This window comes from Quyinboa sediminis, from assembly GCF_042219855.1.
Taxonomy (GTDB): domain Bacteria; phylum Bacteroidota; class Bacteroidia; order Bacteroidales; family UBA5342; genus JBHJHP01.
The window spans coordinates 230,317-242,071 of record NZ_JBHJHP010000006.1; the positions used below are offsets into that span (position 1 = coordinate 230,317).

11 protein-coding genes and 1 tRNA gene are annotated in these 11,755 nt (G+C 40.2%); 7 read left to right on the forward strand and 5 right to left on the reverse strand.

Translation table 11 applies throughout. The features are described from left to right. Nucleotides 1-195, reverse strand: coding sequence for a hypothetical protein (locus tag ACE1EF_RS15380; protein ID WP_375721570.1), 195 nt, complete (start codon nt 193-195; stop codon nt 1-3). 351 nt (nt 196-546) lie between these two features. Between ACE1EF_RS15380 and ACE1EF_RS15385 the strand changes: the two genes are divergently transcribed. Together ACE1EF_RS15385 and ACE1EF_RS15390 are read left to right on the forward strand one after the other, a co-directional pair. Next, a complete protein-coding gene (locus ACE1EF_RS15385; protein ID WP_375721571.1) occupies nt 547-1,092 on the forward strand; it encodes a Panacea domain-containing protein in 546 nt (181 codons plus the stop codon). Continuing rightward, nucleotides 1,079-1,345, forward strand: coding sequence for a hypothetical protein (locus ACE1EF_RS15390; RefSeq protein ID WP_375721572.1), 267 nt, complete (start codon nt 1,079-1,081; stop codon nt 1,343-1,345). Before ACE1EF_RS15385 ends, ACE1EF_RS15390 begins: the two co-directional genes overlap by 14 nt. A gap of 77 nt (nt 1,346-1,422) precedes the next feature. Here the strand turns inward: ACE1EF_RS15390 and ACE1EF_RS15395 are convergent. Continuing rightward, nucleotides 1,423-1,493: transfer RNA gene (locus ACE1EF_RS15395), tRNA-Gln, on the reverse strand. A gap of 327 nt (nt 1,494-1,820) precedes the next feature. Between ACE1EF_RS15395 and ACE1EF_RS15400 the strand changes: the two genes are divergently transcribed. Further along, on the forward strand, nt 1,821-3,512 hold the full coding sequence (locus ACE1EF_RS15400; protein ID WP_375721573.1) for a Na/Pi cotransporter family protein: 1,692 nt from the start codon (nt 1,821-1,823) through the stop codon (nt 3,510-3,512). Between the two features lie 2 nt (nt 3,513-3,514). Here ACE1EF_RS15400 and ACE1EF_RS15405 read toward each other — a convergent pair whose 3' ends face one another. The 3 genes from ACE1EF_RS15405 to ACE1EF_RS15415 form a co-directional block, all read right to left on the reverse strand. After that, entirely contained in the window at nt 3,515-3,703 is a 189-nt protein-coding gene (locus ACE1EF_RS15405; protein WP_375721574.1) for a PspC domain-containing protein, read from the reverse strand. Between the two features lie 93 nt (nt 3,704-3,796). Next, a complete protein-coding gene (locus ACE1EF_RS15410; protein WP_375721575.1) occupies nt 3,797-5,053 on the reverse strand; it encodes a metallophosphoesterase in 1,257 nt (418 codons plus the stop codon). A gap of 142 nt (nt 5,054-5,195) precedes the next feature. Continuing rightward, the gene (locus ACE1EF_RS15415; RefSeq protein WP_375721576.1) at nt 5,196-6,317 is read right to left on the reverse strand and encodes a GNAT family N-acetyltransferase; all 1,122 of its coding nucleotides are present in this window, start codon (nt 6,315-6,317) and stop codon (nt 5,196-5,198) included. A 159-nt stretch (nt 6,318-6,476) separates the two neighbouring features. Between ACE1EF_RS15415 and ACE1EF_RS15420 the strand changes: the two genes are divergently transcribed. The 4 genes from ACE1EF_RS15420 to ACE1EF_RS15435 are packed head-to-tail and all read left to right on the forward strand — an operon-like array spanning nt 6,477 to nt 11,676. Continuing rightward, the gene (locus ACE1EF_RS15420; protein ID WP_375721577.1) at nt 6,477-7,436 is read left to right on the forward strand and encodes an ROK family protein; all 960 of its coding nucleotides are present in this window, start codon (nt 6,477-6,479) and stop codon (nt 7,434-7,436) included. Between the two features lie 6 nt (nt 7,437-7,442). After that, on the forward strand, nt 7,443-8,117 hold the full coding sequence (locus ACE1EF_RS15425; protein ID WP_375721578.1) for a hypothetical protein: 675 nt from the start codon (nt 7,443-7,445) through the stop codon (nt 8,115-8,117). Nucleotides 8,118-8,168: 51 nt separating this feature from the next. Continuing rightward, entirely contained in the window at nt 8,169-10,298 is a 2,130-nt protein-coding gene (locus tag ACE1EF_RS15430; protein WP_375721579.1) for an HD family phosphohydrolase, read from the forward strand. Further along, complete coding sequence (locus ACE1EF_RS15435) at nt 10,288-11,676, forward strand: TlpA family protein disulfide reductase (protein WP_375721580.1); 1,389 nt, start codon at nt 10,288-10,290, stop codon at nt 11,674-11,676. Before ACE1EF_RS15430 ends, ACE1EF_RS15435 begins: the two co-directional genes overlap by 11 nt. Nucleotides 11,677-11,755 lie beyond the last annotated feature (79 nt).

An 11,755-nucleotide genomic window follows, 5' to 3' on the forward strand; every position in this document is an offset into this window, starting at 1 on the left:
TTATTTAGTTAAAATGATAAAAATTGAGGTCCAATGTTCTCCTGCAGGAGGAGATACATTTTTAATATCTCGAACTAACCATCCTTCTTCAAGATATTCTTTAACTTGGTCAAGTTCCTGGACTTTAACACCCCTCTTTGAATCACTGAAAACATCATTAGAAATCGAAACGGAGATAATTTTGTGTTTTGCCATAGTAAATAAATTTAGATAAGTTATTTCTGCAATTTAATGATTTATTTGTTTTAAAAGATAAAAAGTAATAAAATTATTTTATTAATGTATTGATAATCATCAAATTAATTAAGCATAAAACTAACGGTTTTCCGTGATTTTAAGTTTTGGGGTTTTCCGTGAATTTTAATTCAATAATTTGTTATACTTTTAGGTGTGAATTAATAATATAATAACAACACATTAGGTTGTTGGCATTGAAGCAAATGACTTAAGCTGCTATTATTAAATATGTTAAATAATTAGGATGTGATATCGAAATATTCATATATTTGAAGTATTTAACAAACAATTAATGTAAACCCTTTTCATATGAGAACCCAAAATCCACAAATTAGGACAATAGAATTGTTTATTTATATAGCAGACAAATTAAAAAATGTTGAAACATACGGGGCTACTATGCTAAATAAAGCATTTTATTATATTGATAACTATAATTATTTAAGAACGGGCCACCCAATAACAAATTTCACATATATTAAACAAGACCATGGGCCTACTCCTAATCCATATCAATTTTTGTCTTTAAAGGAAAAACTGATAAGTGAAGGGAAAATTTATGAAGAATCCAAAGATCATCATGGTTACATACAAAGGAAGTGTTTAACTTCATTAAAAGCTAATACCTCTGTATTTGATGAAAATGAAATGGAGTTAATCGACAATCTTTTAAATGAATTAAAAGGGTATAATGCTTCTGAATTAAGTGAAATAACTCATACACATCCATCATGGCAAATTGCTATGGATAAGGAAGAATTACCGTTTTATTCGTTTTTTGTCACAAAGGTTGAACCAGGGGATGAGGATATCGATTGGGCAATACAAGAAATAGAATTATATGAGACTGTTTGAAATTTCCCGCAGTAAAAAAGTTGATGAATTTTCTGAAAAGATAGTAAAAAGTACCAAACAATTTTTCGAATTAGATTTAGGAATTGATTGGGGATTATCTAAAGGATCTGATCATCTAAACTTTAAAATTCGAGATAACTATTATTTATGGGTGACTGCCAAGCGCCCTTTTAATATCCCTCAGCTAAGGATATTATATAAGGTTGATAGTGAAAATGAATCAGTTGAAATTATTAATATAGATGTTATTTAATTTTATACATTTGCCCATAGTCTGCCCACGTCAAAAAAATAACCGCCTGAAGATCAGGCGGTTAAGTGTTTAAGAAGTTGTCCCACAAGGACTCGAACCTTGACTGACGGTACCAAAAACCGGAGTGCTACCATTACACCATGGGACAATCCTGAGCTCATTTCGTTTGAGCGCTGCAAATATAGAACACTTTTCAAAAATGCCAAAATAGAAAATGCAATATTTCATATTATGGTTACAGGTGAAGGGTGACATGTTACGAAGAAAGAATTTTAGTGTTCATTTCTCACTTTAAATTGTTCATTTCATGGGGCACCTGTTACCTTGTCAATCGTCGCCTTGTCTCCTGTCACTTTTTTAGAATAATTACATATTAGTATGTTTTTCAATAAAAAACGAAACACAGATGAAATATTCATTTCAAAAGTGTTTCAAAATAATATATTTGCAACAGAAATATTTGGAAACAAACACAATGAATTATTCTATTTATGATGTCCTGACGCTCATCGGGTCGCTTGGCCTTTTCCTGTTTGGGATGAAGATGATGAGTGAAGGCTTACAGAAGGTTGCAGGTGAGAAAATGCGGGCTATTTTAAGTGCCATGACAACTAACCGCTTTACCGGCATTCTAACGGGTGTTTTAATCACTGCGCTTATCCAGTCTTCATCAGCAACCACCGTTATGGTGGTAAGTTTCGTGAACGCGGGACTTTTATCGCTGATCCAATCCATCGGGGTGATTATGGGAGCCAATATCGGTACTACGGTGACGGCATGGATTATTTCAATTCTTGGGTTTAAAGTTAAAATGAGTGCCCTTTCGCTTCCGTTAATCGGACTGGGACTCCCGTTTATATTCTCAAAAGTAGGAAAACGCCGGTTCTGGGGTGAATTTATTATTGGTTTTGCCCTGTTGTTTATGGGACTCGAATTTCTGAAAGATTCAGTTCCTGACATCAAACAGAATCCTGAAATACTAAGTTTCCTTTCCAACTATACGCATCTTGGTTTTGGTTCGGTTTTAATCTTCCTGTTCATCGGAACGCTGCTGACCATTGTTATTCAGTCCTCCAGTGCCACCATGGCACTTACGCTTGTCATGTGTAATAACGGCTGGATATCGTTTGATCTGGCTGCGGCTATGGTTCTGGGCGAAAATATCGGAACAACCATTACCGCAAATCTGGCAGCGGCTGTAGCCAATTCCACGGCAAAGAAAGCTGCCCGGGCGCATCTCATTTTCAATATATTCGGTGTCGTATGGATGTTAATCGTATTTCGCTTGTTCCTGCATGGTATCGACTACCTGGTATCAGATGTCATCGGGCTCGATTCGCCCTACCAGGTGGCAACAGCGATACCTATTGCATTATCCCTGTTTCATACATCGTTTAATGTAATCAATGTGCTGGTGATGTTCTGGCTGGTACCGGTTATTGTGAAGACGGTCAACTATATGGTTAAACAAAAGGAATCAGACGAAGAATTCAGACTGAAGTATATCGCAACCGGCCTTCTCTCCACTTCTGAACTGTCTTTGGTTCAGGCAAAAAGTGAGATAAGTTTATATGCAGAACGCGTGCACAAAATGTTTAAGATTGCCCGGAAACTTTATCATATCAAAGATGAACGCGAATTCAGCAAGCAATACAGTCGCATTGAAAAGTATGAGACTATATGTGATAATCTTGAAGTGGAAATCGCATCTTACCTTACGCAGGTGTCAGAAGGGAAAATGACTCAGAACAGCACGGTTAAACTGCGATCAATGATGCGTATCATCAGTGATATTGAGAGCATTGCAGATTCCAACTTTAACCTGGCAAAGACCATTTTACGTAAAAAAGAGGGTAAGGTGAAGTTTGATGAGGATATTGAGCAGGAAATATTTGTCATGTTCGATCTGGTTGAAAAAGCGCTGAAAAAGATGGAGGAGAATCTTGCTGCTGTCGACTCAAAAGATGTGAATGTGAACGATGCCAACAACATTGAACACGAGATCAATAATTACAGGGATCAGCTAAAAATTCAGCATCTGGAATACATTAAGACCAAGCGCTATAAATACAAAGCCGGCGTTATTTTCATGGATTTGGTCACCGGAAGTGAGAAAATGGGTGATTCCATCATCAATGTGTCTGAAGCGCTGGTAGATAATAAGTAATTCTACCAGGGTTCTTCAGGAATCACAAAGATACAGATGATATAGGCCAGGATTCCACCTCCCCAGAAGGAAAGGATAACCCACAGGATCCGGATAATAACCGGGTCCACATTAAAATATTCTCCCAAACCGCCACATATGCCGGCTATCATTCTGTCATTCCGACTTCGATATAATTTCTGTGAGTTCATCTTTGCTGTTTTTGTAACAAAAATACAGCCCATCATTGTTGATGTCCAGAAAGAATAGATGAAAAGAGGAATTTTGTCGGTTAACTTATGGAATCAGGCTTTGCGAAGTTCCAGCAAGGTAATTTCCGGGGGCATACCTATACGCATTGGAATGCCGATAAAGCCCAGACCACGGTTGACATAAAGGTAACGACTGCCTATGGCATAAAGTCCGTCCCAGTATTTATATTTCCATTTCGCAGGACTCCATTTCAGGTTTTTGTAGCTGATTCCCATTTGCATACCATGGGTGTGCCCTGAAAGTGTAAGTTCTACCTTTGATTCCGGCAAAACTTCCGCTTCCCAGTGATCCGGGTCATGCGACATCAGTATTGTGAAATCATCTTTCGTGATACCCCGCAGTGTTTTGGACAGATCGCCATATTGCGGAAACGGTGGTAGTCCCCAGTTTTCGTTACCGGCCAGCTTTATGGTCTGGTTTTTCAAGGTCAGATCCACATTCTGGTTTCTGAGCAGGGTGAACCCAAAGCGTTTGTGTGCCTGCACAATCTGATCGAAGTTGCGTTTTTTCGCTTCTGTGGATTTCCATCTGCTGTAATTGCCATAGTCGTGGTTCCCCAGGATAGAGTATTTTCCGTATTTCGCTCTGAGCTTATTAAAAACGGGAGCCCAACCAATGGTTTCGTCACTGAAGTTATTGACCAGGTCGCCGGTAAAGAGAATCAGATCAGGATTTTCATCGTTGATCATGTTGATAATCGGATACAGACGATGGTATTCTTTGTTGTAATTGCCCAGATGGATATCAGATATCTGTATGATTTTGTATCCATCGAATGCTTCCGGTAGGTTTTTGAACCCTACGGGAACCCGTTTCACATAGTAGTTGAACCTGCCCCTCGCAATACCATACAACATTGATGCAAAAGGAATGGCAGCCACAAGCAACCCTGCCTTGCCTAAAAATTCAGAACGGGTGATCTTTTCTCCTTTTCTGGGACGGCGTTCACTCTTTAAACCTGAAAAAAACCGACGGATCAGGTTATATAAGTTATTCAGCAGGATAAAAAACAGGTAAATGCTTTTTGGAAGATAAATGAGTAAAAATAAGCCGATAATCCACATGAAATGATAGTAATAATTACCGGAATCAGCTTGTTTTAATAGCGAAAAATAATAGGCAAAAACCACGGAAAACGCTACCGGAATTATCCAGTAAATGGTAAAGAAAGAAAGTTTTATGAATTTCTGTCTCCGTGTGACCCAGCGGTTGATGTACTTATAGATCAACCCGTCGGCAATAAATAATAAAGCAATAATTACAAATAAAAACCAAAAATCAGCCCTCATTCCCTTTTCTGAATTTGGGGGGCAAAATTAATATAATTCTTTTACTAATGTATTTCAGATTAATTAATTAACAAAAATTCCCAGTTGTTAAGAATTGAAAGATGGCAGGAGTCAAACCCGAAGGCGCCCTGCAGATTACGGATTATATCTCTTTTTTAAAGCATCTTTTTTTCTTATGCTGAATATGGTCAAACGACTTCCACATTTGTATTGCCACAAAGTTGTTTTCCAACATGGCAGTGGTTTCAACATACTTGATACCGGCTTTGTTGGCTGTACGCCATAGATCATTCATCATAAGTGCTGCCACACCGCGTTTCTGAAATTCAGGAATCACACCGGTCAGCATCAGGTCCATCTCATCCGGTTTTTTAAAAGCCTGCATCACATGATACCAGCCAAACGGAAAAAGCTTTCCTCCGGCTTTTTGCATGGCTTTGGATAAGGATGGCAGGGCTATCAGAAAGCCAATCATTTTATCATTTTCATCGACCACAAGCTTAACATATTGCGGCAGCAGGATAGGATAATACTTATCAATGTAAAAGTTAATCACTTTATCAGGCAGCTCATAGGTGCCGAAAAGTTCAGTAAATGCTTTGTTAAACAGCTGAAAAATCTGTTCCTTATACGGGTCAAGTTCCTTCTTGGATTCAAATTCAAGGCTTCTTAGTTTGAACCGGTCCCGCAGCAGGTCGGCTACACGAAACGATTTTTCAGGTAATGCTTCAGGAAAGGTAATCCGGAACTCCAGCCAGTCAATTTCTTTCTCAAACCCAAGCCTGTCATAGTGCTTTTTATAATATGCAAAATGATAATCCGATGCTACGGCGGCTATCCATTCATGGCCCTCAATCAGTAGTCCCTGGTGGTCGAGGTTGGAAAAGCCCAATGGCCCCATAAGGGTTTTCATGCCCTGTTCCCTGGCCCACGACGTAACCGTATCAAACAGTTTATTTGCTACCTCTTCATCATCGATAAATTCAGGACGGGTAAACCGGGCTATCCGTTCGCCTGTTTTTTCATTGCGGGCCGGAATAATTATTCCACCTATTCGCCCAACCGGCTTGTTATCGCGGTAAGCCACCCAGAACTTTGAGACGGCAAATTCCATGGCCGGATTTGTATCAGGGGAAAGGGCTTTCTCTTCATCTTTTTTCATGGGTGGAACCCAGTAAGGATCATTTCTGTAGAGTTTGTACTGAAAATTTACAAAATCCTTAATCAGCTTTGTTGAGTTTACCTCTTTTATTGTTACGGCCATGATCAATTTTATTTTAAGCTGTGAAAATAATAATTTTTACCACGACAAAGAAAATTCATTTCATATATCATATCCTTAACCGTATTATTCAGGACTTTTTAAAAAAAACCGTATATTCGGGAGTTTTAAATCTAATCGTGGAATCATAAGTTTAATAATATGGAAAAGGTAGTTTTAGGTATCGATATTGGAGGAACCAATACTGAAATAGGATTTGTTACAGAACAGGGTGAGGTCGTGACTTCTGCTCATACACCAACACTCACAAATACAGATTTCAAACATTATTTTAATGCACTGGTTAAAGCCATCCGACGGGCCGAACAAGGGCTCAAGGGCGATTACAAAGTCATTGGGGCCGGTATTGGTGCACCTAACGGAAACTACCTGAATGGATGTATTGAAAATGCTGTAAACCTGGGCTGGGGCGATAAAGTGCCCATCATCGATATGCTGAAAGAGGAATTCGGATATGAGGTTTGTGTGCTGTCAAATGATGCGAATGCAGCAGCGGTAGGAGAGATGATTTTTGGCGGAGCAAAAGAATTTAAAAACTACATCATGCTGACCCTTGGAACAGGACTTGGAAGTGGCATCATCATAAACGGACAACTGGTGGTGGGTACCGATGGAAATGCAGGGGAGCTTGGCCATATGACTGTTGTGCCGGGTGGCCGGGAGTGTGGCTGCGGCCATCTCGGATGTCTTGAGAATTATTGTTCGGCAACCGGAATGGTGCGTACAGCTCTTGAATTTATGGCATACAATAAAGTTCCAAGTGTGTTGCGCGATATAAAACCATCGGATCTTACATCAAAAGATATTTTCGATGCTGCCCAGGCTGGTGATTCCATAGCGCTGGATACATTCCAGTATACCGGAGAAATTCTTGGTGCAGCCATTAATGATATGATTACTTTTTCCAGTCCCGAAGCGGTTGTCTTGTTTGGTGGCCCCACAAAAGCGGGCGATTTTATCCTTACACCAACCATCGAGTCTATGAAAGCCAATAAACGAAAGTTCATGAAGAATGAAGTTAAAGTGCTGATTTCTGAACTCGACGGTGCCCAGGCTGCCGTTCTGGGAGCTGCGGCTATGGCCTGGAAAGATATACAGTAAACCTTTATGTTTATCCGGTCACTGATACTGTCTGTACTGTTGTTGGTTACGGTGATGTATGTGCCGGCACAGGATGATGTGCACAAAACAGAAGAGAGAGATAAGCCGTTTTATGGTTTTTATGTGCCGGTAAATATTGTGACCAACAAAAATGAGTCTCCACTGAATGCCGGTGCGGGATTTGGCTTCATGTATGTATCTAATCCGTTACCTGATAAGGCTGTTTACTTCGGAGGGGAATTCTCTTATGTGTTTATGGGAAACGATAAAATTGTGTATAATCAGGACGAGTATTTAGCCAGTTCAGCCTCGTTCTGGAACCTGAATCTCCTGGTTCAGTACCGGATTTTCAGACACAACCGGTTCGGCATTTATCCCGAAGCTTCCGTTGGTCTTCTTATGCCCGGATTCTCATCAACTTACAACGAATACGATTATTCGCAGGAGGATTATGTGGGATCTCTTCAAAAAATAAGACTGTTTTTTACACCCGACGCCGGAGTTGGCGTTGCCTTTAAGTTTTTTGAATACTTCGATGTAAAATTAAGGTATAGTGTCAGCATGCCCGTAAAGCATTTTCATCCGTCCGATGTCTACGAAATAGGTACTGACATCTATTATCCATATGTAAAAAAATCCATCAACAGATTTGAAATAAATGTGGCAGTTCCGGTGAATTAGGCTTATTGTGGCTGAATTTTACTAAATTTACACATGTCAAAACGATAATGAATGGCTGCAAAAATTAAGAAGAAGCATTTTGGATACCTGTACCGGGCCTTGTTATTTATGGGAGCCGTGGCATATATCTTATACCTTTTCCCCAGGGAAGGGAAATTCCGGTATGAGTACCAGAAAGGAAGAACATGGCAACATAATACACTAATTGCACCGTTCGATTTTCCGGTTATGAAATCTCAGAAGGAACTGACAGCAGAAAAAGATACACTTTTAAAAAACCATCACCCATATTATAAGGTATCTTTAAGCGAGACGGCTGACATTGAAAAGCAGATTGAAAAACGGTTCGATCTGGAATGGCAGCAATACGATCTGCCTGAGAATAAAGAACGCTCTTATCTTGAAGCCGTCAATAAACTGGTGGATGATACCTATTCACAGGGGGTGATCTCATATTCCGATTTTAACCAGCTTCAGATCGATGGCCAGGAAGCTGTAGTCGTTATTGGAGAGGATTTTGCCAAAACCAAATCCATATTCGATTTACAAACTTCTAAAATGGCATATGAAAGGATTATGAAGGCCGTTTCCGGGATTGATTCTCTGCCCAGATTTGCTGAATTTGTCACCAGCCTTGATCTTAACCAGTACCTGGCTTCCAATCTTGATTATGACAAAGAACTGACCACTAAATCGAAAGAGGAGCTGCTGGATAAAATTTCGCTGAGCAGCGGTCTTATCCGGGCAGGTGATCCTATCGTTGATCGCGGTCAGCGCATTGATGATAACGTGTTTAAAGTACTGGAATCATTCCGGACTGCATACGAAGAGAGGCTGGGAAATTCAGAGAAAAGAGAGATAATAATTTTGGGGCAGGGTATTATCATAACTGTATTACTGACCACGTTCTATACTTTCCTGTTTTTCTACCGAATTGATATTTTCAATAATAACCGTGATATCACGTTTATTATCGTTAACATACTAATATTTATAACGATAACTGCGTTGTTTAAGCAGTTTACAACCTGGTCTCTTTATCTTATTCCCTTCGCCATTCTGCCTGTTGTTCTGCGCACCTTTTTCGATTCGCGAACGGCAATTTTTGCCAATGTAATCACCATTCTGCTGGCATCGTTTTTTGCCGGGAACAGTTTCGAATTTATCCTGCTTGAGATCACCGTTGGTATGGCCGCTGCATTCAGTCTGAAAGAGTTGTATAACAGGGGGCAGTTGTTCAGGGCAAGCGTGATTGTATTTCTATCCTACTGTCTGATTTATCTTGGTCTGGCCCTGGTACAGGAAGGCAGTTTCAAACAACTGGTACTGGAATATAAACACTTTTTGTTTTTTGTCCTTAACGGTTTGCTGATGTTGTTTGCCTATCCTTTGATTTATATTTATGAAAAGGTTTTTGGTTATTTATCCGATGTGACCCTGATGGAACTGTCCGATACCAACCACCCTTTATTGCGGCGTTTGTCAGAAAAGGCGCCGGGTACATTTCAGCATTCCATTATGGTGTCTAACCTGGCCCAGGAGGCAGCGATACGGATAGAGGCAAATCCGCTACTGGCACGTGTGGGCGCTCTGTACCATGATATTGGCAAATCGGTACAATCCGTATATTTTACAGAGAACCAAACCGGAAAGATAAGTCCGCATAACTCATTGGAACCGGAGGAGAGTGCTAAAATCGTCATTGACCATGTAAAGGAAGGTGTTAAGCTGGCTAATAAACATGGTCTGCCCAAAATGATAGTGGATTTTATTCTCACCCATCACGGACTGGGGAAAACAAAGTTTTTCATGATTCAGGAAGCCAAGGCTCACCCTGATAAGGAAATTGATGAACACAAATACATGTATCCCGGACCAAATCCGTTTACAAAGGAAACAGCCATATTAATGATGGCCGATTCAGTGGAAGCGGCCAGCAGATCGCTTGAGGAATATACTGATGAATCCATCAATAACCTTGTTGAGAAGATTATCCAGAATCAGTTGGACGAGGGCTTTTTTAAATACGCACCGATAACATTCCTGGAGATTGAAAAAGTAAAGGAAACCTTTAAGGAAAAACTGAAAAATATCTATCATACCCGGATCGCTTATCCCAAAGAAGCGCTAGAATCTCAAAAAGACAAGCAGAATAAGACGAAGGGAGCTGATGAGAAGTAGTGTTATTTGTTTTCTGATGGTGGTTTCGGGCTGCATCAGTACCGTTGCTATGGCAACGAAAACCATTGTTGCCGGCAAAGCCGCATCTGCCGGTAGAAGACAGCTGGAACTTACAACACATAAACAACAGATTTTTGAGCATCCTGAATTGCTTGCTTCAGCAGAAACTGACAGCTCCGGTACGTTTGTGTTCAGTTTTGATATTTCTGAGATCAGGTCTGTTACGCTGAATATGGGTTCATACACTCTGCGATTTCTTATTGAGCCGGGGGACAGTGTCTTCCTTAAGCTGGGAAATTATGTGCCCTTAACCAGAGGACAGTTATACGATCCCTATTTTAAGCCGGATATATTCCTGTTTGTGCCTGAAGCCGGTCGTTCAGCAGTGCTGAATGATAATGTACTGAAGTTTGAAACCTGGTACGACTCACTTTATCAGTCGGCGATGCAAACATTAATTGTTTCACGTAACGATTCTTTCACCGTAGCTGAATGGCATAAACAGTTTGGTTCAGCCCCTAAAAGCACATTTTTTGACCGTTATAAATGGTATACATCCTCATCTCTTTATAAGATGGCTTATCCGTATGCGAAGGATAGTCTGATAAAGTTGTATTTTGCATCTCCAGAGCCGGATGAGGAAAATCCTGCATTCTGGGATGCGTTTAATGCCACTTTTAAACCGGCCATGATTGAAGAAGGTACAAATACCTTATATCAAACGATGGTTGAGCCGATTTGGAAAAGCGATTTCAGAGCGTTGCATGAGGCGGTAAAGGTGTTTTACGGGATTTCAAACGATGCCATGACCGATCTTGTGATTTTAAAAGGGGTTTATGAAGTTTGGTACCTCTTTCCTGATCTGCAACCCATGTTGGAGAAGCTTCTGAACCAGGCAACAGAGCTCATTCAGGATGAAAACATAAGAGCCATTGCCGGTGAAATGCTTCAGGAGCTTACGGCTATGATGCCAGCGAAGCCTGCTCCGGACGTTAAACTGGTCAATAAACACGGGTTTACTTTGAATTTAGCAAAACCGGGAAAATATGTATTGCTGGGTTTCGTCAGTCCTGAGCTGTTGCAGTGTCGTCGCGATTTTATTATTCAGGATGAATCGGCTAAGAAATACGGTAATCGTTTAATAATGGCAAATGTGGTTTTGCATCAACCACAAAAGGATTTTCTGGAGTTTGATGCAGCTTATAAAGGGAGTATACAGTTTATTTATCCGGATCAACCCGAAAAACTGGCAGATAAATTCAGAATTAAAGGTCTTCCGCAGTACTACCTGATTGATCCTGATGGCAGGATTATAGCTACACCGCGACAGGGAGGATTAGTACAAATGTTCAAAAAACTTGAAACTTTGTATAAATAAGGGCACTCCTGATTTTTTTCATACTTTTTCCATCGTCTGACCCATATATTTGTTACCGCACACAAGTCAGAAAAACGGG

Bases quoted from the DNA above. Each gene is read 5' to 3' on its own strand.
- ACE1EF_RS15380 (WP_375721570.1), bottom strand. From the start codon at position 195: ATGGCAAAACACAAAATTATCTCCGTTTCGATTTCTAATGATGTTTTC.
- ACE1EF_RS15385 (WP_375721571.1), top strand. From the start codon at position 547: ATGAGAACCCAAAATCCACAAATTAGGACAATAGAATTGTTTATTTAT.
- ACE1EF_RS15390 (WP_375721572.1), top strand. From the start codon at position 1,079: ATGAGACTGTTTGAAATTTCCCGCAGTAAAAAAGTTGATGAATTTTCT.
- ACE1EF_RS15400 (WP_375721573.1), top strand. From the start codon at position 1,821: ATGAATTATTCTATTTATGATGTCCTGACGCTCATCGGGTCGCTTGGC.
- ACE1EF_RS15405 (WP_375721574.1), bottom strand. From the start codon at position 3,703: ATGAACTCACAGAAATTATATCGAAGTCGGAATGACAGAATGATAGCC.
- ACE1EF_RS15410 (WP_375721575.1), bottom strand. From the start codon at position 5,053: ATGAGGGCTGATTTTTGGTTTTTATTTGTAATTATTGCTTTATTATTT.
- ACE1EF_RS15415 (WP_375721576.1), bottom strand. From the start codon at position 6,317: ATGGCCGTAACAATAAAAGAGGTAAACTCAACAAAGCTGATTAAGGAT.
- ACE1EF_RS15420 (WP_375721577.1), top strand. From the start codon at position 6,477: ATGGAAAAGGTAGTTTTAGGTATCGATATTGGAGGAACCAATACTGAA.
- ACE1EF_RS15425 (WP_375721578.1), top strand. From the start codon at position 7,443: ATGTTTATCCGGTCACTGATACTGTCTGTACTGTTGTTGGTTACGGTG.
- ACE1EF_RS15430 (WP_375721579.1), top strand. From the start codon at position 8,169: ATGGCTGCAAAAATTAAGAAGAAGCATTTTGGATACCTGTACCGGGCC.
- ACE1EF_RS15435 (WP_375721580.1), top strand. From the start codon at position 10,288: ATGAGAAGTAGTGTTATTTGTTTTCTGATGGTGGTTTCGGGCTGCATC.